Source organism: Kribbella solani (genome assembly GCF_014205295.1).
Lineage (GTDB): Bacteria > Actinomycetota > Actinomycetes > Propionibacteriales > Kribbellaceae > Kribbella > Kribbella solani.
Genome location: NZ_JACHNF010000001.1, coordinates 4311061 through 4335001, shown reverse-complemented (window position 1 = coordinate 4335001; position 23941 = coordinate 4311061). Strand labels below are relative to the sequence as shown.

Below are 23941 nucleotides of genomic sequence, written 5' to 3'. Positions count from 1 at the left end.
GTACGCGACGTGGGCCGGGTGCGCGGGTTGGATCGGGTGGTGGCGTGAGCGGGGTGCGCGAGTTGGGTGATGACGCGGGTTGGGTGATGACGCGGGTTGGGTGATGACGTGGGTGGCGTGACGGTGCTGGTGGCGGCGTATGCCGGGGCGGCGAGTGCGCCGGCATACGCGCGGCTGGCCGGCCTGTTGGCGGAGTTGCCGGGCGAGCTGCTGGAAGCTGGTCGGCCGGTTCTCGTCTTCGACGACCCGGTGGCCGCGATCGGCGCGGCGCGGGAGCTTCGTACGGCAGCATCCGAGGTACCGGCCGGCGAACTGCTGCGAATCGCGCTACACACCGCGCCGACGGCGACCCTCGCGATCCGCCACGCCGAACACCTGCTGGCGGTCGCGAACCCCGGCCAAACGTTGCTCACCGCAACCACAACCGCCGCCCTCAAGGAGGCCGGCGACCCGGAAGCCGTTCCGGCGAGGTCCGATCTCGGTGTGCACCGGCTGCGGGACCTGGGCTCCCCGGAGCGGATCTTCGAGCTGACCGCGACCGCCGAACCGTTGCGTTCGCTCGACGGTGTTCCGAACAACCTACCGGTGATGTTCACCAGCTTCGTCGGCCGCCAGACCCAGGTCGCGGCCCTCCGTACCCAACTTTCCGCCAACCGCCTCGTCACCTTGACCGGCCCGGGCGGCAGCGGCAAGACCCGCCTCGCCGCCCAGACTGCCGCCCAACTGGCTGAACGCTGGCCCGACGGCGTCTGGTGGGTCGACCTCTCCGGTATCACCGACAGCGCCCAACTCCCGGAAGCAGTCGCCGCCGCCATCGGTCTGCTCGTCGAGCCCGGCGACCGCCTGCTGTTCGGCCAGCTGCGTACGTACCGCGCCCTGATCTGCCTGGACAACTGCGAGCAGATCGTTGACGGCGTCGCGGAGTTCGTGCTCGCGCTGCAAACCGGCTGCCCCGAGATCTCCGTACTGGCAACGAGCCGCGAACCACTGGACCTCCCCGGCGAGGCGATCTGGCGCGTACCCGCCCTCGCTCCGGACGAGGCCCGCGCCTTGTTCCTCGAACGTGCCCGCGTGGAGTTTCCCCAATCAGAGCAGGCGATTCGTTCGATCTGTGTCCGCTTGGACGGTACGCCGCTCGCGCTGGAGTTGGCGGCAGCGTGGGTGCGTACGCTCACCCCGGAGCAGATCGAGGCCGGCCTGAATGACCGGTTCGGCCTGCTGACCAGGAACGTTCGCGGCGTCGCGGCCCGGCAGCAGACCCTGGCCGCGTCGATCGACTGGAGTCACGATCTCCTCGCCGCCGACGAGCGCGCGGTCTTCCGGCAGCTATCGGTCTTCGCCGGCGGATTCACGCTGGAAGCAGCGACGGCGGTCTGCGGCGGCGTACGCGATGTCCTCGCGCGGCTTGTCGACAAATCGCTTGTGGTGGCGGAGGGTGGCCGGTACCGGTTGCTGGAGACGATCCGCGAGTACGCCGGTACGCGGCTGACCGATCCTGGCCCGGCGCGGGACCGGCACCTCGACCACTACCTGCGGGTCGCCGAGGCCACGGAACCCTTGCTGGACAAGGATCGTGACGCCTGGCGCGGCCTGATCGAGCCGGACCGGGAGAACTTCCGCGCCGCTCTCGAACACGGTCTGGCGGCGGCCGATCCCGAGCGCGGCCGGCGGTTGGCGGCGGCGCTGCGCTGGTTGTGGAACCTGCAAGCGACCGGCAACGAAGGCATCGGGTACCTGCGCCGGGCGATCGAACGCGCGCCAACTGACCGATCGTTGCTGCAGGCCCGTTTGCTGTACGGGTACGCGACGGTCGCGGACACCGTCGATCCGTTCGGGTACGACGCGGCCGGTCGCGGACTCGAGCTCGCGACCGAGCTGGGTGATGGTCGACTGCGATCACTGTTTCTCGCGCTGGTCGCGGTCGGCGAGTTCTTCACCGACTTCGGCAAGGCGTGGGAGCTGACGGCCGAAGGCCGGCGGTTGGCAGCGGGCATCGGCGACGAACCGGCCCGGAACGCGAACCTCGCCTTGCAATGCGTACTCCTCGCGCTTCGCGACCGGCACGACGAGCTGCGGCCGTTGCTCGATCTGGTCGCGGAAGGCCTGGTCACGAGCGGCGAGCGCGGCATCGCGTCGACCGTGCTGACGGTGTGGTCGGAGAGCCTGCTGAGCACCGGCTCGCCGCAGGAGGCAGTCGCGACCGCCGAGCGGGCACTCGCCGCTGCGGAACCGCTTGCCGACTTCCATCGCGTCGGGGTGGCACGTGGTCAGCTGGCGACGGTGCTCGCACGCGTCGGCCGGCTCGACGATGCCCGCGAGCTGATGCGCCCGTTGCTCGAGCTGGCGGAGACGGCCGGGGCAGTCGTACCCAACCTCGGTCAGGTGATGGGGCTGATCGCCTTCTGGGACGGGGAGTACGACACCGCGATCGAGTGGATGGCCCGCGACACCGCGCCGGACAGCCCGCTCGCGGGGACCTTCGCACCCACCATGCTGATGCCGACCGTCGCCGCCGCGCTGCAGGCCACCGGGCGTACGAGCGAAGCAGCCGAACTACTCGAACGCGCCGTCGAACAAGCCCGCCGGTACGACCTGCCGCGCATCCTCGCCGACGCCCTCGACCAGCAGGGCCGTGCTGCCATCAAGGAGCAGCCGGATCACGCGGCGGACCTTCTCCACCAGGCACTCACCATCCGGGTGGAGCATGGGTTGCGCACGTACCTGATCGACAGCCTGGAGTCACTCGCCTTGCTGGCGGATCACACCAACCGCCCAACCGACGCCAGCCGCCTGTCGATCGCCGCAAGCGAGGCCCGCCGAACCCTACGCCTCCCCAGCCCCACCGCCACCCCGCCCCTTGTATCCGCTCCGCCCCTGACATCCGCTCCGCCCGTCACATCCGCTCCGCCTCTGTCATCCGCTCCGCCCGTGACCTCCGCCTCACCCGTGACGTCCGCTCCGCCCCTGGCGCCCGCTCCGCCGCTCGCAGTGCCGGTGCTCTCGCTCGACGAGGCGGTCGCTTACGCTCGCCGGGCCCGGGGCACCCGCGGCCGCCCGTCCTCTGGCTGGCCCAGCCTCACCCCCACCGAACACCAGGTCGCGGACCTAGCTGTTGAAGGCCTGACCAACCCCCAAATAGCCGACCGCCTCTTCATGAGCCGAGGCACCGTCAAAACCCACCTCGCCCACATCTACACCAAACTTTCAGTTGCCAACCGCACCGAACTCGCAAACCTCAAACGCCCCTGAGCCCACGAACCTCCTTGGAAAGCAGCGAACTCCAAGCCGCGAACAGATAGCAGCCCCCGGCAACCACCGCGACCCGCCCGGCCCCGAACACTGCCGCCAACGGCCCAACCACCACCATCCCGACCGGAATCGCCACGAATGACAGCAACTCGTCGATGGACGAGATCCTGGAAAGCATCCCCCGGTCGACGTGTTCCTGCAACGACGTCTCCCATGCGACACCCGAGATCGAGAACCCGACGCCGGCCACGAACGCCGCGATCAGCAACCAACCCGGTTGCACACCGAAACCGAGCGCAAAGAGGGGGAGCGCGCCGAGCGCACTCAACAGCTGTCCGGTAGCCAGGAGACGCCGGATGACCAACCGGTACATCAGCGCGCTCATCACGAGCAGACCGGCGCCGCGTACGCTCAGTACAGCGCCCCACAATTCGGACTGACCGGTCAGCTCCGGACCGAGGACTTGCCAGACACCGACCTGGGCAAGGTTCATCAGCGCGGACGATACGGTCACCGCCCACACCCAGCGGATACGCCGGAACTCCTTCCAGCCGCGCCGGACCTCAGCCAGTACACCCGGCCGCCGCGGTGCGATTGACGTCGACACGTGCAGCCGTCCGAGGAGCGCTGCCGCGAGTACATAACTGACGGCGTCGATGGCGATCGCCGTGCCGCTTCCGACCGTGGCGACCAGTACGCCGGCGAGCGCCGGGCCGACGATCTTGGTCCCGTTCCGCACTGAACTGACGAGCGCGTTTGCCTTGCGCAACTGGTCCACCGGGACAAGCTCCGGCACCAGTCCGCGAAGTGCCGGCGAGGTGAACGCATCCAGCACACCGTTCGCGGCGCTCAGCACGCCGATCAGCAGCAGGTTGTAGTTGTGCGTGACAAGAAGCACAACATCGGAACCATCCGCGCGGCCAGCACGACACCGAGCCCACCCGGGCTACCCGCCTCCAACACCGCAAACGCCAGCGCCACCGGACCCATCGAACTACCAACCAACGAAACAACCCGCCCGGCCGCGTTCCGTCGAACCGCTCTCATGTACCTAAGGACAGGTAGTGGTCTGAATTATGGACGGTTTCGTCGGGTGGTTGCGCCTAGGGGAGGTTTCGGGGGGTGACCACTACCTGTTCTTAGGTACGCCGGACGGGCTGAAGGCTCAAGAACTGGTCAGTGTCTCTACCAGCTTGGTGATGCGGCGTTCGCGGGTTTCTGGCTTCTTGGCGGCGTTGATTGCGTTTACGTGTTCGCGGCGGTGGCTGTAGCTCAGGTTGTCGAAGGTCTCGCGGGTGCCGGCGGTGGACAGGGCCGCGGCGAGGTCGTCGGGTACGTCGATGGTCCGGGCGTCGCCGTCCAACTCCACGGTGACCGTCACGGGATCGCCGCCGGCCTTGCCCAGTTGGCTCCGGATGCTCTTCAGTACTCCGAGCGCCATACATCCACCCATGGAGGCGATCGACCCGCGGTACTCGATTCCGTCGAACGTGGCTCGTACCGCGATCCGCCCGCCACCGCCGAGCGCCGCGATCACCTCGCCCGGAACCTCGACCCACGCCCCGCCACTGTCACTGACCTCGATGGTGCCCTGAAATGTCTCCATCCATCGAGAATAGGGTGCCTAGTCGCCGGCTCGGCTGAGTTTGCTGGGCCACCAGACTCTTCGGCCCAGGTCGTGGGCGAGGGAGGGGGCCAGCAGGGAGCGGACGACTGTGGTGTCGAGGAGGACGCCGAAGGCGACCATGAAGGCGATCTGGGCCAGGAACAGGATCGGGAGGACGGCCAGCGCGGAGAAGGTGGCGGCGAGTACGACGCCGGCGGAGGTGATGACGCCGCCGGTGACGGCGAGGCCGATCAGGATGCCGGGTCTGGTGCCTTCGGTGTGGGATTCCTCGCGGACCCGGGTCATCAGGAAGATCGAGTAGTCGATGCCCAGGGCAACCAGGAAGACGAAGGCGTAGAGCGGGATGCCTGGGTCGGCGCCGGGGAAGTCGAAGAGGTGGTTGAAGACCAGTGCGCTGACGCCGATGGTGGCGCCGAAGGACAGCACGTTGGCAATCACCAGGAGTACGGCGGCGACGAGCGAGCGCAGCAGCAGCATGAGTACGACGAAGATGACCGCGAGAATGGTCGGGATGATGACGCGCAGATCGCGTTGCGACGCGTCCAGTACGTCGAGGTTGATCGCGGTGTTGCCGCCGACCAGGATGTCCGGACTGACCTTGTCGAGCTCGGATCGCAGGTGTTTGACCACTTGCGTGGCGTCTGGTGAGTCGGCCGGTACGGTCAGGGTGGCCTGGACGAGAACCTTGCCGTCGACAACCTTCGGCGGTACGCCGGGAGCCGCCGAAGCGGACGCTGCGCCGACCCCGTTCACCTTCGTCGCGGTCTGTACGACCTGGTCGGCCTTTGCGACCGGTGTGAGGATCTCCACCGGCGTACCAGCGCCGGCGTCGAAGTGTTTGCCGAGTTGCTCCTGCCCGGTGACCGATTCGACCTTGTTCAGGAACAGGTCCTCCTGCGACGTACCGCTGGCCTTGAAGGTCGGCAGGAACGCGGCGCAGGCCAGCAACGCCAGCGCGGTCACGACCCAGACCCGGCGGGCGCGTCGCCCGACGAGACCGGAGATGCGGCCCCAGAGCCGCCGGCCGCCGACCTGGTCGCGGGTGTGTACGTGGTCGAGGCGCGGGATCGCCGGCCAGAAGATCCGTCGCCCGAACGCGAGCAGGATCGCCGGCAGGAACGTCATCGCCGCGACGAATGCTCCGGCGATACCAAGTGCGCCGACCGGTCCGAGGCCCTTCGTACTGCCGAGTTGGGAGAGCAGCAGGCAGAGCAGACCGAGGATGACGGTCGCCGCGCTGGCCGCGATCGGCTCGATCGATGCCCGCCAAGCGACCCGCATCGCCTGGTACTTGCTCTCGTAGTCGTGCAGTTCCTCTTTGTAACGGGAGACGAGCAGCAGCGCGTAATCGGTGGACGCGCCAACGACGAGGATGAAGAGGATGCCCTGGCTCTGCCCGTTCAGCTGGAGCACGCCGTGCTTCGCCAGCGGGTACACCACCAGGGCGGCGAGCGCGAGCCCGAACACGGCGGTGAGCAGGACGGCGATCGGCAGGATCGGGCTCCGGTACACGATCAGCAGAATCACGAACACCACGGCCAGCGCGACGCCGAGCAGGATGCCGTCGATCCCGCTGAACGCGACCACGAAGTCGGCGAACACACCGCCAGGACCGGTCACGTACACCTGGAGTCCGGTCGGGGTGAGGTCCTGTTTGATGTCGGTGCGCAATGAGTCCGCGACGGCGTACAGCGCGGTCTCGCCTTGCTTGATCACCTCGTCGGCGCGGTCGCTGTTGGTTTGTACGGTGATCAGCAACGCCTTCCCGTCCTTTGACGGCACCGGCGGACCGATCGGCGCGACCAGGTAGTCGCTGAGCTTCTTGCCGGCGCCGAGGTCCAGCGCCGGGATCTTCGCGACGAACGCGGCGACCTTGGCCCGGTCCGCGGCGGTAATCCCGGAGTCACGCTCGACCAGGACGAAGTACGGCAGGGTCTTGGAGTCGGTGAACTTGGCCCCCTCGTTCGCGACCTGGGTCGACTCGGCCTGTTTCGGCAGGAAGTTGGCGTTGTCGTTCTGCTGGACCTCGCTCAGTTTGCCGACGGCCGGGCCGCCGAGCGAGCCGAGCACCAGCCAGATGATCAGTACCGCGGCGATCCCCGTCCGCCACATCCACCGCTTCACGATCGTCCCCTCGCCGTCGGTACGACGACACTACCGGTTGATCTCTCACTCATCCGCGACCGGTGTGCGGGAGCCGTTTCGGCGGCGTAACAACAAGATGACTACGCGGAAACACCCCGGTCATACGTTCCAGGCCTAATCAGTGGGGCCGGATGATCGGAGACTTGCGATGACGCTCGAGGCAGGACAGGCCGCCGTCGCGCACCGCGACGGCAGCGGCGCGGTCGGTACGGTCGAGGCGCCGCGGCGCGGGCGCTGGATCGACGTCTGGGATCCGGAGGACAGCGCTTTCTGGGCCGGTAAGGGCCGGGCGGTCGCGCGCCGGAACCTGTGGCCGTCGATCTTCGCCGAGTTCCTCGGCTTCTCGGTCTGGCAGCTGTGGAGCATCGTCGTGGTGTCGATGCCGAAAGCCGGTTTCACCTACAGCACCGACCAGTTGTTCTGGCTGGTCGCGTTGCCGAGTCTGGTCGGCGCGACGCTGCGGCTGCCGTACACGTTCGCCGTACCGCGCTTCGGTGGGCGGAACTGGACGGTGGTTTCCGCGTTGCTGCTGCTCGTACCGACGGTCGGGCTGTCGTACTTCATGACGCAGCCGGCCACCCCGTTCTGGCTGATGGCGCTGGTCGCGGCGACGGCTGGCGTCGGCGGCGGCAACTTCGCCAGCAGCATGACCAACATCTCCTTCTTCTACCCGGAGAAGGAGAAGGGCTTCGCGCTCGGCGTGAACGCGGCCGGCGGGAACCTCGGTGTCGCCGTCGTGCAATTGCTGGTACCGATCATCGTCGTCGCCGGGGCCGGTCTGACGCTGAACCGGGCCGGCTTGATGTGGCTGCCGCTGATCGCGCTGGCCGCGGTCTGGGCCTGGAAGGCGATGGCGAACCTGTCGGTGGCGAACTCGTCGTTCCGCACGTCGATCGCGGCGGCGAAGCGGCCGCACACCTGGGTGATCTCGTTCCTGTACATCGGCACGTTCGGCTCGTTCATCGGGTTCGGCGCGGCGTTTCCGCTGCTGATCAAGACCACCTTCGTGGACGTCACGCCGGCGCACTACGCCTTCCTCGGGGCGCTGGTCGGGTCGGTCGCGCGGCCGTTCGGCGGCAAGCTGGCCGACCGGGTCGGCGGCGCGTGGGTGACGGTGTGCTCGTTCGTGGTGATGGGTCTCGGCATCCTGTCCGCCGTTTTCGCGCTGAAGGCGGAGAGCTTCGCGGCGTTCCTGGGCAGTTTTCTGGTCCTGTTCGTCGCCAGCGGGATCGCGAACGGGTCGACGTACCGGATGATCCCGGCTGTTTTCCGGCTCACCACGCCGGACGACCCGGGCCGGGCGCGGCGGGAGGCGGCGGCGTGCATCGGGATCGCGTCGGCGGTCGGCGCGTACGGCGGTTTCCTGGTGCCGCGTGGGTTCGCGATGTCCACCAGCCACTTCGGTTCACTGATCCCGGCGCTGTACGTCTTCTGTGGCTTCTACGTGCTCTGTCTGCTCGTCACGTACTTCTGCTACCTGCGCAAGGGTGGCCCGCTCAGCCGGGAGCGCGTGTGACTCCAGTAGCCACGCACTGTCCGTACTGCGCGCTGCAGTGCGCAACGCACCTGGTTGAGCAGCCAGGGGCGTTGCAGGTACGGCCGCGCGACTTCCCCACCAATCAAGGCGGACTGTGCCGCAAAGGCTGGACAGCTCCTGACGTACTGACAGCGCCGGACCGGCTCACCACGCCGCTGGTCCGCAACGCTGACGGCGTACTGGTGGAGGCGAGCTGGGACACCGCACTGGACTTCGTAGCTGATCGGATTCGGTCGCTGCAGTTGGCGTACGGGCGTGATTCGGTGGCGGTGTTCGGTGGTGGTGGACTGACCAACGAGAAGGCGTACGCGCTCGGCAAGTTCGCGCGGGTGGCGTTGCGTACGGCGAATGTGGACTACAACGGACGGTTCTGTATGTCGTCGGCGGCGGCTGCGACGAACAGGGCGTTCGGCATCGACCGGGGCCTGCCGTTCCCGCTGGCGGACTTGGGTGGTGCCGGTGCGGTGCTGCTCGTTGGTAGCAACCTCGCCGACACGATGCCGCCGGCCGTAGCGCATCTGCAGAGTGCACGGGACGCAGGCGGGCTGCTGGTCGTCGACCCGCGCCGCTCGGCGACAGCGGCACTGTCCGGTGCGCTCCACCTGCAGGCGACGCCGGGTACGGACCTGGCGCTGGTGCTTTCACTCACTCATGTGGTGTTGCAGGAGGGCCTGGCCGACACCGCGTACTTGCGGGAGCGTACCGATGATCCGGATGCACTGATCCGGTCCACAGCCGCCTGGTGGCCCGAGCGGGCGGAGCGGGTGACCGGTGTACCCGCAGCAACGATCCGCCGGGCCGCACGGGTCTTGGCGGCGGCCGCTCCGGTGCACGGCGGCGCTGGTGCGTTCATCCTGACCGGACGTGGTGCAGAGCAGCACAGCAAGGGCACCGACACGGTCACTGCCTGCATCAACCTCGCACTGGCGCTAGGCCTCCCGGGGCGGCTCGGCAGCGGGTACGGGTGCATCACCGGGCAGGGGAACGGTCAGGGCGGTCGGGAGCATGGTCAGAAGGCCGATCAGCTCCCTGGTTACCGGAGCATCTCGGACCCGGCCGCACGTGCTTACGTGGCAGGGGTTTGGGGCGTACGCCCGGAGGACCTGCCTGGCCCTGGGAAGAGTGCGGTCGAGCTGATCAACTCCCTAGGCACGGACGCCGGCCCGAAGGCGCTGCTTGTACACGGGAGCAACCTACTCGTGTCCGCGCCACACCTCGCATCGGTACGGGATCGGCTGGCTGCACTGGACCTCCTGGTGGTGGCTGACGTCGTACCGTCGGAGACCGCGCTACTCGCGGATGTGGTCTTTCCGGTGACGCAATGGGCTGAAGAAGACGGCACGATGACATCGCTCGAAGGGCGGGTGCTGCGGCGTCGTACCGCAGTAGCAGCGCCCGGCCAGGTACGCAGTGATCTCGCGGTGTTCGCTGGGCTGGCGGATCGGCTAGGGGTGGCGGGCTTCTCGAAAGACCCGCAGGAGGTGTTCGAGGAGCTCAGGCTGGCGAGTGCTGGTGGGCGGGCGGACTACTCGGGGATCACCTGGGATCGGCTGGACGCCGGTGAGGCGCTGTTCTGGCCGGTGCCGCACGTAGAGCATCCAGGTACGCCGCGCCTGTTCGCGGATCGGTTCGCTACGCCGGACGGGCGAGCGCAGGTGGTTCCGGTCGATCACCGGCCGGTGGCGGATGATCTCAACGCGGGTGCGCCGATGTACTTGGTGACCGGGCGGCTGCTGCAGCACTACCAGAGTGGGGCGCAGACGCGTCGGGTGCCGGAGCTGGTGGAGGCGGAGCCGGAGGTGTTCGCCGAGCTGCATCCGCGGGTCGCGGCACAGCTGGGGATCGCGGACGGTCGCCCGGTGCGGTTGCGTACGGCGCGTGGCTCGATGGTGCTGCCTGCGCGGGTCACTACTGACGTACGCCCGGACACGGTGTTTGTGCCGTTCCACTTCGGTGGAGTCGGCGCGGTCAACGAGCTGACCAACGACGTACTGGACCCGGTGTCGGGGATGCCGGAGTTCAAGGCCTGCGCGGTGCAGGTCAGTGCGGCGAGTCTGCCGGTGGCGGAGGTGTCCGCGTGAAGGTGGTGATCATCGGCGGTGGCATGGCCGGCCGGCGGTTGGCTTCGTTGCTGCCCTCGTACGAGGTGACTGTGCTTGGCGACGAGCCGTCGTACAACCGGAGTCGGCTGACCGAGTACATCGCCGGCCGGAGCGAGGTGGTACTAGGAGATGAGCCGGTCGCGTTTGCGGTTGCAGTGGACCGCGTACGACAGGTGGTGACCGATGCGGACGGCCGTGAGCATCTGTACGACCACCTGGTCTTCGCGACCGGCGCCGCGCCAGTAGTACCCGCCGAGCTGGTCGCGGCGGATGGGATGTGTGTACTGCGGTCCGCAGCGGATGCACAGGCGATCGTCGCTGCCGTCAAGCAGGTACGGCGAGCTGTAGTGCTTGGCGGCGGCGTACTGGGAGTCGAGACTGCTTGCGCGCTGCGAGAGCGTGGTGTCGCGGTGACGCTGGTACATGACGGGGAAACCCTGCTGGACAAGACGATCCGGGCTTCCGCCGGGCGGCGAGTGACCCGGGCAGTCCGGCAGCTCGGCGTGGAGGTACTGCTCAACACTGAGCTGAAGAACAGGCGACAGGTGTACGGGGAGCTGCTGGTCGTCGCATGTGGCGTACGAGCGCGGACTGGTTTGGCGGATGGTCTGACTGTCCGCGACGGCATTGTGGTGGACGAAACACTTACCAGTCCGGATGACCCGCGAGTGCATGCGATAGGCGACTGCGCCGAAGTAGGTGGTCGCCGGACCGGGACAGTCGCTGCAGCCTGGTCCCACGCCGAAGCCCTGGCAACCACGCTGACCACCGAGCCCACGCCGACCACCAAGCCCACGCCGACCACCAAGCCCACGCTGACTACCAAGCCCACGCCGACCGGCAACCAGCCGAAGCTGACCGTCAACCAGCCCGCTCCGACCGCTGAGTTGCCCACACCGGTGCCGGTGGTCGAGGTGGTTCGCGTTACAGCAGGTGGGATGGACGTGTTGGTGCTGGGCGCACAGGACGAGGCCGGGGAAGTAGTGCGGCTCGAGGACGAGCACCGGTACGTACGGGCCGTGCTGCGGGACGGTGTGGTGAAGTCAGCGGTCGTAGTAGGCGCACCGGACGTAGCGGCCGAGCTGGTGCTGCTGGCGGACCGGGGGACCCCGGTTGTCGCGGACGGGCTGCTTGCGCCGCCGGTCGTACCGACGAAGCGAGTGGGGACCGTGTGCAGGTGCAACGGGGTCACCAGGGCCGCGATCGAGGCGGCCTGGCGTGGGGGTGCCGACAGCGTCGACGGCATCGCCGCCACCACCCGGGCGACGACCGGGTGCGGCAGTTGCACCGGCGCCGTCGGTGAACTGCTCGACCGCCTCCGGCGTGGCGAGACCGAACCAGTCCCGAGCAGCAGGAGGGCGACGATGGCAGAGCTCAGCAAGGCCAGGCACGTGGTGGTGGTCGGCGGTGGCATGGTCGCCCACCGGCTGGTAGAGGCCCTCCGCCAGCGCGACACCAGTACCAGCCATCGGATCACGGTGTTCGCCGAGGAGCCGCGGCTGCCGTACGACCGGGTCGCACTGACCAGTTACTTCTCCGGTCGCGACCCACAGGACCTGTCCCTCGGCGACCCCGACCTGTGGAACGACCCGGCGGTCAACCTCCGCAAGGGCGTCCAGGTCGCCGCGATCGACACCACCGCCAAAACAGTCACCACGGCCCGCGGTGAACAGGTCGCGTACGACGAACTGGTACTGGCCACAGGCTCGTCCGCCTTCATCCCACCGGTCAAGAACAACGACGCACAAGGCTGTTTCGTCTACCGGACCGTTGATGACGTAGCAGCACTCCGTGTGTACGTGGAGCGTCTCAGGTCCGAGGGCAAGCAGGTCAACGGGGTCGTGGTCGGCGGCGGTCTACTCGGTCTGGAAGCGGCCGGCGCGCTCCGGGCGCTCGGTGCCGCGACCAAGGTTGTCGAGTTCGCGCCACGGTTGATGCCGCTGCAGGTCGACGAGGGCGGCGGCTCCGCGCTGGCGCGGCTGATCGAAGGACTCGACGTCGACGTACTGACCGCGACCCAGTGCCAGCGGGTCAAACTCACTTCCCAGGGGGCGGCCCGTGCGATGGCTGTTGCCGACGGCCCCGATCTGCCGGCCGATGTGGTCGTGTTCGCGACCGGCGTCCGTCCGCGCGACGACCTCGGCCGCGCCGCCGGTCTGCAGCTCGGCGAGCGCGGCGGCGTCGTGGTGGACGAGGCCTGCCGGACGTCGGTCCCCGGCGTCTGGGCGATCGGCGAGGTCGCCTGTATCGAAGGGCGGGTCTGGGGCCTGATCGCGCCCGGGTACACGATGGCCGAGATCGTCGCGGACCGGCTGCTCGGCGGCGAGGCGACCTTCCCGGGCGCGGACACGTCGACCAAGTTGAAGCTGCTCGGCGTGGACGTGGCGAGTTTCGGCGACGCGTTCGGTGCCACCGCAGGCGCGTTGGACATCGTGTACGCGGATCCGGTCGCCGGCGTGTACAAGAAGCTGGTGCTGTCCGACGACGCCCGTACGCTGCTCGGCGGCATCCTGGTCGGCGACGCGTCGGCGTACTCCGGGTTGCGGCCGATGGTCGGCCGGGAGCTGGGCGCGGACCCGGCCGCCTTCCTGCTGCCGGAAGGCGCCGCGCCGGTGCGGCTGGAGCTGCCCGACGATGCGCCGGTGTGCTCGTGCAACAACGTGTCCGCGGGGACGATCCGGTGTGCGGTCCGCGACGAAGGGTGCACGGACCTCAAGTCGGTGTGCGGCCGGACCAAGGCCGGGTCTTCGTGTGGTTCCTGTCTGCCGATCGTCAAGAACCTCGTGAACGCCGAGCTCAGCAAGGCCGGGGTCGAGGTCAGCAAGGCGTTGTGCGAACACTTCACGCTGTCCCGGGCCGAGCTGTTCGACGTCGTCCGCGTCACCGGGTTGCGGACGTTCAGCGAGATCGTCGAGAGGCACGGCAGCGGGCGCGGCTGTGACATCTGCAAGCCGGTGGTCGGGTCGATCCTGGCCAGTCTGGACCCGGCCGGTCACGTCCTCGAAGGCGAGCGCGCGGCGCTGCAGGACACCAACGACCACGTGATGGCGAATCTGCAGAAGGACGGGACGTACTCCATCGTACCGCGCATCCCCGGCGGTGAGATCACGCCGGCCGGTCTGATCACGATCGGCGAAGTGGCGCGCGACTTCGGGCTGTACACGAAGATCACCGGCGGGCAGCGGGTCGATCTGTTCGGCGCGCGGATCGAGCAGCTGCCGGCGATCTGGAAACGGTTGGTGGATGCCGGGTTCGAGTCCGGACACGCGTACGGCAAGGCGCTGCGGACGGTGAAGTCGTGCGTCGGGTCGACCTGGTGCCGGTACGGCGTGCAGGACTCGGTCGGGATGGCGATCGCATTGGAGCTGCGGTACCGCGGGCTGCGCTCGCCGCACAAGCTGAAGCTCGGCGTGTCCGGGTGCGCGCGGGAGTGCGCCGAGGCGCGCGGCAAGGACGTCGGGGTGATCGCGACCGAGAAGGGCTGGAACCTGTACGTGGGCGGGAACGGCGGGATGACGCCGCGGCACGCCGAGCTGCTCGCGTCCGACCTGACCGACGAAGAGCTGTTCCGGGCCGTTGACCGATTCCTGATGTACTACATTCGCACCGGCGACCGGTTGCAGCGTACGTCGGTGTGGATGCGGGAGCTCGAAGGCGGGCTCGATCAGGTCCGCGACGTCGTACTGAACGACAGCCTCGGCATCGCGGCCGATCTGGATGCCGCGATGGCATTGCACGTCGACTCGTACGTGGACGAATGGCAGGCGACGCTGAACGATCCGGCGAAACTGGCACGGTTCGTGTCGTTCGTGAACGCACCGGATCAGCCGGACGCCGACCTGCGGTACGTGGTCGAGCGCAATCAGCCGCGCCCGGCCTCGTCGTCCGAGCGCGACCAGCTCGAGCCGGTCCTGCTGGCCGGTCCCCGATTGGAGGTTCGCGGATGAGCATCACGGCGGTTGGCCGGACCACGGTCTGCGCGTACGACGTGCTGTTGCCGGAGCGCGGTGCCGCCGCGTTGCTGGGGGACGTACAGATCGCCTTGTTCCGTACGCACGCGGGGGAGGTGTTTGCTGTCGGCAACCAAGATCCGTTCAGTGGGGCGAACGTGATGGCCCGGGGGATCGTCGGGAGCCGGGGCGACGTACCGACGGTGGCGTCGCCGATGTTCAAGCAGGTCTTCGATCTGCGGACCGGGGTGTGTCTGGACGATCCGGACGTGGTGCTGCCGGCGTATCCGGTGGAACTGGTCGACGGGCAGGTGGTCGTCCTACGTTGTGATACCGCACCAGCCATACCAAACGGTTTGGTACGGTCGCGGTGATGACCAGGTCCGGACCGCTCAACGGCTGCACGATCGCGGTCACGGCGCATCGGCGCGCGGAGGATCTGATCGCCTCGTTCGAGCGGCGTGGGGCGAAGATCGTGCACGCGCCGACGTTGCAGATCGTGCCGGTCGCGGACGACCAGGCGCTGATCGAGGCGACCCGGCGGGTGATCGCGAATCCGCCGGACGACGTCGTGGTCACCACCGCGGTCGGATTCCGCGGCTGGATCGAGGCGGCCGACACGGCCGGACTGGCCGCGGAGCTGCTCGGCACGCTCGAACAGTCCCGCATCCTCGCTCGCGGCCCGAAAGCACGCGGCGCGATCCGGGCCGCCGGGCTGGTCGAGCACTGGTCGGCGCGGTCCGAGACGACGGCCGAGGTAGTGGATTGGCTGCGCGCGCAGGGCGTACGTGGACGGAAGATCGTCGTCCAGCTGCACGGGTTGTCCGACCCGGCGCTGCAGGACGCGCTGCGGGCGGCGGGCGCGTCCGTACGCGGGCTGGAGGTGTACCGATGGGGGCCGGCGCCGGACCCGGTGGTGGTCGAGCGGATGATCGGTCAGCTCTGCGCGGGGACGGTCGATGCCGTCGTACACACGTCCGCGCCGGGTGCGCAGGCGATGCTCGACGCGGCGGCGTTGGGCGGGCAGTACGACGCACTGGTGTCGGCGTTGCGTACTGGGCGGGTGCTGAACGCGTGTGTCGGACCGGTGACCGCCGGACCGTTTGTCGCGTTGGGGTTGGAGCCGTTGGTGCCGGACCGGTACCGGTTGGGTGCGCTGATCCGGATCGTCACCGACCGGTTGACGGCTGACAACGCGCGGTCGATCGAGACCGAGTTCGGGCTACTGGTGATCCGGGGCGGGGCCGCGGTGCTGGACGGTGCTGTGCTCCCGCTCGGTCCCGGACCGCGTGCCGTACTGGCTGCACTGGTCGCGGCAGGTGGTGATGTGGTCTCGCGGCCAGAGCTCCTGGCTGTTCTCCCTGGCGCGGAGGATGTCCACGCGGTAGAGGTGACAGTCAACCGGCTTCGCACGGCAGTCGGGCAGCCAGAACTGATCCGGACAGTTGTTCGTCGCGGTTACCGCCTGTCCACCGAGCCGGCCGGAGTACGCACGTGACCTCCACGGCGGATCTGGTTGCGGTTGCTCATGGGACTGCTGATCCGGCTGGTATCCGGGTGGTGCATGAGCTGGTGCGGATGATGGCGGTGGAGCGGCCGGAGCTGGCGATCTCCTTGGGGTTCGTGGATCTGCTCGAACCAGCGCTGCCGTCTCTCGTACGCCGGATCAGCACCGATGCTGATGAAGCAGTTGTGGTGCCGCTGCTGCTGAGTGCCGGGTATCACGTGTACGTCGACATAGCTGCGGAGGCCGACCGCCACAACCGCATCCACACCGCCCCAGCCCTTGGACCCGACCCAGTCGTCGCGGACATCCTGGCCGACCGCCTCACCACCCGCCTCATCAAGCACCCCGCCACCGAGCTGCCTGATGCCACCGAGCTGCCTGATGCCACCGAGCTGCCTGATGTCGCCGGGCTGCCTGTTGATCAGGAGCTGCCTGTTGATCAGGAGCTGCCTGTTGAGCAGGTGGTGCTCGCCGCTGCCGGTTCCTCCGACCCCCGCGCCCTGCGCGACTGCGAGCAAACCGCCAAGCTGTTGAGCGCCCGCATCAACCGCCCAGTCACCGTCGGCTACCTCTCAGGCGCCGGCGAACCCCTCCAATCCGTCCTCGCCCGCGCCAACACCCACCGCGCCAACACCAACCACCACCGCGCCAACACCAACCCCCGCCTCGCCAACACCAACCCCCGCCTCGCCAACACCAACCCCCGCCTCGCCAACACCAACCCCCGCCACGCCGGCGCCGGCCCCCGCCTCGCCGTCGCGACCTACCTACTCGCGCCCGGCTTCTTCGCCGACCGCACCCGCCGCCTGGCCGGCCCGTACCCGGTCGCCGCCCCGCTCGGCGCCGACCCTCGCCTGGCAACCCTCGCCCTCCACCGCTTCGACGAAGCACAGCAACTGGCGCGAGTACGCACAGTGAGCGTGGGTGCTTGCGGATCCCGGCCGCCGGGGCGCATCGTGGTGGGGTGAGCGGGAAGAAGTGGGCCGACCTGAGCCCCAGGTACAAGCGGCTGATCGTGATCGGCGCGGCCGTCGAGGGCGTACTCAAGGTGGCTGCCCTGGTGGATCTGGCCCGTCGGCCGGCGGCCGGGGTCAAGGGCCCGAAGGCTCTCTGGGCGGTCGTCATCACTCTGGTGAACTCGGTCGGCGCCGCGCCGATCGCCTACTGGGTGTACGGGCGCCGCAAGCGCACGTAGCCGGTTCTTCGATGGGGGCCCGATCGGTCCAGGGGTGACGTACCGGCAGCGCGTCGCCGGTCCGGCCGGCCGGGCGATCCCGTCCGCCTACACGGTCACCGCGTACGAGCCGGACAGCCAGCTGGCGTCCGAGGCGACCGCCGACCTGTCCGGCCCAACCACCGCCGCCGTTTGAGAGGTGAACCTCCCCGCTTGTCCGTTCACCACCCGCATGCCGGGGGTGAACGGGCAAGCGGGGACGTTCACCTCTGAAATGGCGGTCGGCGGGGGTGCGGGGGTGCCGCGGTGGTGGGGGAGGTTCACGCCTCCGTGGGTGGTTGGGTGGTGCGGAGGGTGTGGAGGTCCGCGTGGCAGCGGGACTCTACTTCGGCGAGTTCGGCGAGGGTCTGGTCGATGTCCTGGCGGCGTTGTTCGAGTTCGGCGCGGCGGTGGGTGATCTGGTCGAGCAGGTAGACCAGCTGGCCCTCCTCGCCGGGCTCGGCGTCGTACATGTCGACGATCTTGGCGATCTGGTCGAGCGAGAAGCCGAGGCGTTTTCCGCGCAGGATCAGCGCCAGCCGGATCCGGTCGCGGGGGTGGTACACGCGGACCGTGCCGCGGCGTTCGGGGGTGAGCAGCCCGCGGTCCTCGTAGAAGCGGATGGTGCGCAGGGTGACCTCGTACTCGGCCGCCAGTTCGGCGATCGACCAGGTCCGCGCAGCCTTGTGCATGCTGCCAGCGTGCTTTACGTTTACGTAAGCGTCAAGCACGGAGGAGTGCGGCATGTTCGAGTTGTCCGAGGAGCATCGGGAGTTCCGGCACAGTGTCCGGGAGTTCGCCGAGGCGGAGATCACGCCGTACGCGGCGGAGTGGGACCGCAAGCACTACTTCCCGGTCGAGGTCGTGCGGAAGATGGGTGCGCTCGGCCTGTTCGGGCTGACCGCGCCGGAGGAGTACGGCGGCGCCGGCGGTGACTTCACCAGCCTGTGCGTGGCGATCGAGGAGATCTCCCGGGCCGACCAGTCGATGGGGATCACGCTCGAGGCGGCGGTCGGGCTCGGCATCAACCCGATCCTCACCTACGGCACCGACGAGCAGAAGGCCACCTGGCTGCCCGACCTGGTCGCGGGCCGGCGGCTGGCCGGGTTCGGGCTGACCGAGCCGGAGTCCGGATCGGATGCCGGCGCGACCAGGACCCGCGCGGTGCTGGACGGTGACGAGTGGGTGATCGACGGGTCGAAGCAGTTCATCACCAACTCCGGCTCGGCGATGACGTCGTGCGTGACGGTGACCGCCCGGACCGGCACGAAGCCGGACGGCAAGGCGGAGATCTCGACGATCATCGTCCCGGCCGGTACGCCCGGATTCACGGCGGAAGCGGCGTACGACAAGCTCGGCTGGCATGCGAGTGACACGCACCCGCTGTCGTTCGTCGGCTGCCGCGTACCCGAAGCGAACCTGCTCGGTCAGCGCGGGAAGGGCTTCGGGCAGTTCCTGGCGACCCTCGACGACGGACGGGTCGCGATCGCGGCGGTCGCGCTCGGCTGCATCCGCGCCTGCCTGGAGCTGTCGGTCCAGTACGCGGGCGAGCGGCAGACTTTCGGCGGACCGATCGGCCGCAAGCAGGGTGTCGCGTTCCAGATCGCCGACCTGAAGGTGATGGCCGACGCGAGCGAACTGCTGATCTACCGGGCCGCCGCGCTGAAGGACGCCGGCGCGTCGGTGGCCGAGTTCAAGCAGGCCGCGTCGGTGGCGAAGCTGTACGCGACCGAGTCCGCGGTGACCGCGACGCGGATCGCGACCCAGGTGTTCGGTGGGTACGGGTTCATGGAGGAATACCCGGTGACCCGGTTCTACCGCGACGCCAAGATCCTTGAGATCGGCGAGGGCACCTCCGAAGTACAGCGCATGCTGATTGCCCGGTCACTCGGCCTCCCAGTGGAATGATGACCGTATGACCCACGACCACTGGACCGAGGTCAAGGTTGCCCGTGAGGCGACCCTGGTTCCGCCGGAGAAGGCCGCGGCGAAGCTCAAGAGTCAGAACAAGCTGTACGTACGGGACCGGATCGCGCTGCTCGTCGACGAGGGTAGTTTCGTCGAGGAGGCGCAGCTGGCGAACGCGCTGAACCCCGGGCTGCCCGCGGACGGCGTGGTCACCGGCCGGGCGCTGATCGACGGCCGGCCGGGGCTGATCGTCGCCAACGACCCGACCGTGAAGGCGGGCTCTTGGGGTGCCCGGACGGTGGAGAAGATCGTCCGGATCACCGAGGTCGCGCTCCGCGACGAGCTGCCGATCTTCTGGCTGATCGACTCCGCCGGCGCCCGGATCACCGACCAGGTCGAGCTGTTCCCGGGCCGTCGCGGCGCCGGCCGGATCTTCCACAACCAGGTCGCGCTGTCCGGCAAGGTGCCGCAGATCTGCTGCCTGTTCGGTCCGTCGGCGGCGGGTGGCGCGTACATCCCGGCCTTCTGCGACCTGGTGATCATGGTCGACGGGAACGCGTCCATGTACCTGGGTTCGCCGCGGATGGCGGAGATGGTCGTCGGCGAGAAGGTCACGCTGGAGGAGATGGGCGGCGCCCGGATGCACACCAGCGTGTCCGGCTGCGGGGATCTGCTCGCGAGCGACGACACCGAGGCGATCGAGCTGGCCCGGCAGTACTTCTCCTACCTGCCCGGCTCGTGGCGGTCCCGCCCACCGTCGTACGACGCCACGGACGCCGGCCGCGATTTCACCCGCGAGCTGGTACCGGCCGAGGAGAGCGTCGGGTTCGACATCCACGACGTGATCGACGCGGTGCTGGACGCGGACACGTTCTTCGAGATCAAGCCGGCGTACGCGCCCGAGCTCGTGGTCGGGTTCGGCCTGCTCGCCGGGCAGGTGGTCGGCATCGTCGCGAACCAGCCGGCCGTGAAGGGCGGCGTGCTGTTCGTCGACTCGGCGGACAAGGCGGCGCGGTTCATCTGGTTGTGCGACGCCTTCAACGTGCCGCTCGTCTATCTCTGCGACGTACCCGGTTTCATGATCGGCAGCGAGGTCGAACGGGCCGGGATCATCCGGCACGGCGCGAAGATGATCACCGCGGTCTCCGAGGCGACCGTGCCGACGGTGTCGGTGATCGTCCGCAAGGCGTACGGCGCCGGGCTGTACGCGATGTGCGGACCCGGTTTCTCGCCGGACGCGTGCATCGCGCTGCCGACCGCGAAGATCGCCGTGATGGGCCCGGAGGCGGCGATCAACGCCGTGTACTACAACAAGATCCAGGAGATCGCGGACGAGACCGAGCGGGTCGAGTACGTGTCCAAGCTGCGGGAGGAGTACGAGACCGACATCGACATCCTCCGCCTGGCCGCCGACCTGGTCATCGACGCGATCGTCGAGCCGGAGAACCTGCGCGCCGACCTGATCGCCCGGCTCGCCGCCGCCCAGTCCAAGGACCGCACCTTCAGCCACAAGCGCCACGGCGTACCTCCGGTCTAGATCCTGGGTTGGTGCCCCGGCCGGGTGCGGACTACCTTCGGGGAGGAGCACATCGAGGAGGCCGGGAATGAAGGCACCCGAACGCGGCGCGCTGCCGCGGGGGCTGGCGGCGACGCTGGGGCGGGTCTACGGGCGGTTGACGCAGACGGTGCAGGGGCTGAGCGACGCGGACTTCGCGCTGGAGACGCGCTGCCCGGGGATGCCGGTCGGGCCGCTGCTGGTGCATCTTCTGTACGACGCGCAGCGGGCGCTGATCGCCTTCGCCAGCCCGGCCGTTGCCGAGCCGGACCGGGACTTCGTCTCGTACTGGCGTGACTTCCCGCCCGGACCGGAGTCGGACACGAGCTTCGTCAAGAACATCGCCGCCGCGTACCGCCGGCCCGGTGTGCTCGTGCAGCACTGGCGGGAGGTGTCCGAGGCGGCAGTCCGGGCCGCCGCGGCCGGTACGTCCGCGAACGGGCACCGGATCGAGACCCAGGGCCATGTCCTGGACGCGTCCGACTTCGTCGCGACTTTGGTGCTGGAGGCAACCGTTCATCACCTCGACCTGATCGTCGGGCTGCCGGATGCGCCCGAGCCGGACCCGGAGGGTCTGCAGGTCACGGCGCGGACGCTGGACGGCCTGTTCGGTCCGGAGGCGTGGGACGTGATCGGCTGGGACACCACCACGTACGTACTGAAGGCGACCGGCCGCCTGCCGCTGGACGAGGACGACCTGGACATGCTCGGCCCGCACGCCGGCCGGCTCCCACTGTTCGGTTAACGCTCCGGTCGGTCAGAACACTCCGGCGAACGGGTCGTCCAGGTTACTCCAGTCGAGAGTGGCCAGCTCGGACTCGGTGAGTAGACACGCGTCGAGGACTGCTTGCAGCCGGGCCGGGTCCAGTCCCATGCCTGTTGCGACGACAGTGCATTCGGCAAGGTGGTTCGAGTCCGACCACTCGCCGAGCGTACCGAGGGACGCGCTGTAGCCGGCAGACTCCCACCGCACTCGCTGGGTCGGGCGGTTCGCCAGCCAGACCACGCCGCGGCTGCGCACTACTCCATCGACGATGTCTTCCAGCGCGTCGTTCAGCCGCGCCGGGTGCAACGGTCTGGTCGACCGCCACAGCACCGTGGTCACACCGTCGTCACTCGGCTGTACGCGGTCGGACGGCGCTAGCTCACCGGCCCACGCTTCGGCAGCGTCGAAGTCAAACCGTGCAGTGCGCGCGACAGCTCCAGTCGGTACGCCAGTAGCGTCCGCTGTCACCACACTGGTCCGTGGGTTCAGATGTACTAACAGGTGCTCCAGCCGCTCGAGCTTGGTCGTGCGGTGCGCGTTGGCGAGTACGCACACGTCCGCGTACTCGATCTGGCGAGCGGTCAGTTCCGCAACGTTCCGCCGATCGGGGAGGCCTAGTGCCAGACCACGCTCAGCCAGTAGCTCGTCACCGGACAACTGCTCGACCAGTAGTACTGCATCTACAACGCACGTAACCGTGTCTACGACGATCTCAGGCAGTACGGAGACCAGTGTGCTGACCAGCGGCCGCGCCTCCATCGCAGGTGGTGTTGCGAGCACCAGGTGGTCCCAGTGCCCGCGGTCGACCAGTGTCTCCAGCAATGGCATCAGTGACTCGATCAGCTGGCACGCACCGCAGTTGTCGCCGACCGTGAATTCGCCGGCGTCGATCGGACCAGAGCTGTCGGACACGCGCCAGCCCAGTACGCCACGGCCGGGCAGCTCGTCCTGGTCCACTGACACAACCACTGTGGTGGCGTCGGTCATCGCTTCCAGTACTGGCTCGCGCAACGTCGTGGACAGCCCCACCAGCAAGGACAACGGGGTTTTCGCTCGGGCGGTCATAGCCACAGTATATGAAAACGATTTTCATCAGTCCAGTCCTCGCGCCGCCGATCGGCCAGCCGAAAGTCGGAGGTGCCGGACACCGATCGTCTGATAGGCAGTGCACATGACGATCGAGATCGAGCGGTTCAAAAGTGAGTGGGAAGAGCTGGTAGAGCTGCTGGACCTGGCGTTCGCGGCGCCCTGGACGGACGAGCAGTACGAGGCCGTGCGAGGCGTCATGGAGTTCGACCGGAGCACAGCCGCGGTCGACGACGGCCAGCTCGTCGGTCACACCGGCTCGTTCTCGCTCCAGGTGTCGGTGCCCGGCGGTCAGTTGCCGATGGCGGGCGTGTCGATGGTCTCGGTCCGGCCGACCCACCGCCGGCGCGGCATCCTGCGCGACCTGATGCATACGCAGCTGACCGACCTGCACGAGGCCGGTGAACCGCTGGCGGGGCTGACCGCGAGCGAGCCGGTGATCTACCCCCGGTTCGGGTACGGGCTCGCGACGGATCACCAGGCCGTCGTCGTACCCAAGGCATCCCGCGCGCTGCGGCCAGTGGCCGGCATCGACGACGTACGCATCCGCTTCGTGGACGCCCGCGAGTACCTGGCCCGCTGCGCCGGACTGCGGAACAAGCTGGCGCTGGAGCAGCCGGGGATGTTCCAGCACAACGAGACCTGGCAGCAGGCCGAGATCGGCACGTCGATGTCCAGCAACGCCGGGAACGCCTCGAAGCTGCGCTGTGTCGTGGCCGAGCGTGACGGTGAGCTGACCGGCTTCGCGTACTACCGGACGCGGCGCGCGGACAAGGCGTACGTCAACGTGGAGCGGGTGCACGCGGCCGATCTCGCCTCGCATGCGGCGCTCTGGCGCTACCTGCTCGAGCCGGACCTGCTCAGCGAGACGCGCTGCGACACGCTCCCGTCGGACGACCCGCTGCTGGACCTGCTGCTCGACCCGCGGGCGCCGTCGGCGACCACCCGGGACGGTCTGTGGCTCCGGACGGTCGACGTCGCCGCGGCGCTCGCCGGGCGTACGTACGCGCGAGACGTGGACGTGGTCATCGAGGTCATCGACGACTTCCTGCCCTGGAACGCGGGTCGCTGGCACCTGATCGGCGGGCCGGACGGCGCCGCCTGCACCCAGGCCTCGCGGGACGCCGACCTCACGCTGCACGTCCGCGACCTGGCCGCCGTGTACCTCGGCCGGCCGTCGCTGGCCGGGCTCGGCCGGGCCGGTCTGGTCGACGAGCACACGGCGGGTGCGCTGGCGGTCGCGTCGGAAGCGTTTTCCACAATCCGGCTTCCCTTCCTCGACACGGGCTTTTGAGG

The 23941-nt window shown here is 68.6% G+C and carries 18 protein-coding genes; 13 read left to right on the top strand and 5 right to left on the bottom strand.

The window, feature by feature from the left end; genetic code table 11:
- The first annotated feature begins 96 nt into the window (after positions 1–96).
- Positions 97–3249 (top strand): helix-turn-helix transcriptional regulator, encoded by a 3153-nt coding sequence (locus HDA44_RS19665; RefSeq protein WP_184836509.1) that lies wholly within the window; start codon positions 97–99, stop codon positions 3247–3249.
- Here the strand turns inward: HDA44_RS19665 and HDA44_RS19660 are convergent.
- From HDA44_RS19660 to HDA44_RS19650, 3 genes are all read right to left on the bottom strand, one after another.
- Positions 3236–4147, bottom strand: coding sequence for an MFS transporter (locus HDA44_RS19660; RefSeq protein WP_184836507.1), 912 nt, complete (start codon positions 4145–4147; stop codon positions 3236–3238). The genes HDA44_RS19665 and HDA44_RS19660 overlap by 14 nt on opposite strands.
- Positions 4148–4414: 267 nt before the next feature.
- Positions 4415–4855, bottom strand: coding sequence for a YdeI/OmpD-associated family protein (locus HDA44_RS19655; RefSeq protein ID WP_184836505.1), 441 nt, complete (start codon positions 4853–4855; stop codon positions 4415–4417).
- An 18-nt stretch (positions 4856–4873) separates the two neighbouring features.
- A complete protein-coding gene (locus HDA44_RS19650) occupies positions 4874–7000 on the bottom strand; it encodes an MMPL family transporter (RefSeq protein WP_337906157.1) in 2127 nt (708 codons plus the stop codon).
- Positions 7001–7169: 169 nt separating this feature from the next.
- On the opposite strand from HDA44_RS19650, the gene HDA44_RS19645 reads away from it, so the two are divergent.
- Genes HDA44_RS19645 through HDA44_RS19610 form a run of 8 tightly spaced genes read left to right on the top strand, consistent with a single transcriptional unit; the run spans position 7170 to position 17487 of the window.
- Positions 7170–8537 (top strand): MFS transporter, encoded by a 1368-nt coding sequence (locus HDA44_RS19645; protein ID WP_184836503.1) that lies wholly within the window; start codon positions 7170–7172, stop codon positions 8535–8537.
- Positions 8534–10639 carry a molybdopterin-dependent oxidoreductase gene (locus HDA44_RS19640; protein ID WP_184836501.1) on the top strand — a complete coding sequence of 702 codons (2106 nt, stop codon included), beginning with the start codon at positions 8534–8536 and terminating at the stop codon, positions 10637–10639. The genes HDA44_RS19645 and HDA44_RS19640 overlap by 4 nt, the downstream gene beginning before the upstream one ends.
- Positions 10636–14607 (top strand): nitrite reductase large subunit NirB, encoded by a 3972-nt coding sequence (gene nirB / locus HDA44_RS19635; RefSeq protein WP_337906155.1) that lies wholly within the window; start codon positions 10636–10638, stop codon positions 14605–14607. Before HDA44_RS19640 ends, nirB begins: the two co-directional genes overlap by 4 nt.
- Positions 14604–14984 (top strand): nitrite reductase small subunit NirD, encoded by a 381-nt coding sequence (nirD, locus tag HDA44_RS19630; protein ID WP_184836499.1) that lies wholly within the window; start codon positions 14604–14606, stop codon positions 14982–14984. The genes nirB and nirD overlap by 4 nt, the downstream gene beginning before the upstream one ends.
- Positions 14984–16108: a uroporphyrinogen-III synthase gene (locus HDA44_RS19625; RefSeq protein WP_184836497.1), complete on the top strand. Its 1125-nt coding sequence runs from the start codon at positions 14984–14986 to the stop codon at positions 16106–16108. Before nirD ends, HDA44_RS19625 begins: the two co-directional genes overlap by 1 nt.
- Positions 16105–17085, top strand: coding sequence for a CbiX/SirB N-terminal domain-containing protein (locus tag HDA44_RS38140; protein WP_184836495.1), 981 nt, complete (start codon positions 16105–16107; stop codon positions 17083–17085). The genes HDA44_RS19625 and HDA44_RS38140 overlap by 4 nt, the downstream gene beginning before the upstream one ends.
- Entirely contained in the window at positions 17082–17312 is a 231-nt protein-coding gene (locus tag HDA44_RS19615; RefSeq protein ID WP_184836493.1) for a hypothetical protein, read from the top strand. Before HDA44_RS38140 ends, HDA44_RS19615 begins: the two co-directional genes overlap by 4 nt.
- Positions 17313–17346: 34 nt before the next feature.
- Positions 17347–17487, top strand: a complete 141-nt coding sequence (locus tag HDA44_RS19610) for a hypothetical protein (protein ID WP_184836491.1) — start codon at positions 17347–17349, stop codon at positions 17485–17487.
- 124 nt (positions 17488–17611) lie between these two features.
- On the opposite strand, the gene HDA44_RS19605 is transcribed toward HDA44_RS19610, so the two are convergent.
- On the bottom strand, positions 17612–18022 hold the full coding sequence (locus HDA44_RS19605) for a MerR family transcriptional regulator (RefSeq protein ID WP_184836489.1): 411 nt from the start codon (positions 18020–18022) through the stop codon (positions 17612–17614).
- 52 nt (positions 18023–18074) lie between these two features.
- Here HDA44_RS19605 and HDA44_RS19600 point away from each other — a divergent pair, with 52 nt between their 5' ends.
- The 3 genes from HDA44_RS19600 (at position 18075) to HDA44_RS19590 (ending at position 21538) form a co-directional block, all read left to right on the top strand.
- On the top strand, positions 18075–19238 hold the full coding sequence (locus HDA44_RS19600) for an acyl-CoA dehydrogenase family protein (protein ID WP_184836488.1): 1164 nt from the start codon (positions 18075–18077) through the stop codon (positions 19236–19238).
- Between the two features lie 7 nt (positions 19239–19245).
- On the top strand, positions 19246–20775 hold the full coding sequence (locus HDA44_RS19595) for an acyl-CoA carboxylase subunit beta (RefSeq protein ID WP_184836486.1): 1530 nt from the start codon (positions 19246–19248) through the stop codon (positions 20773–20775).
- A gap of 67 nt (positions 20776–20842) precedes the next feature.
- Positions 20843–21538, top strand: coding sequence for a maleylpyruvate isomerase N-terminal domain-containing protein (locus HDA44_RS19590; RefSeq protein WP_184836484.1), 696 nt, complete (start codon positions 20843–20845; stop codon positions 21536–21538).
- 12 nt (positions 21539–21550) lie between these two features.
- On the opposite strand, the gene HDA44_RS19585 is transcribed toward HDA44_RS19590, so the two are convergent.
- A complete protein-coding gene (locus tag HDA44_RS19585) occupies positions 21551–22624 on the bottom strand; it encodes a CobW family GTP-binding protein (protein ID WP_184836482.1) in 1074 nt (357 codons plus the stop codon).
- Between the two features lie 106 nt (positions 22625–22730).
- On the opposite strand from HDA44_RS19585, the gene HDA44_RS19580 reads away from it, so the two are divergent.
- Positions 22731–23939 (top strand): GNAT family N-acetyltransferase, encoded by a 1209-nt coding sequence (locus HDA44_RS19580; protein ID WP_184836480.1) that lies wholly within the window; start codon positions 22731–22733, stop codon positions 23937–23939.
- Positions 23940–23941 lie beyond the last annotated feature (2 nt).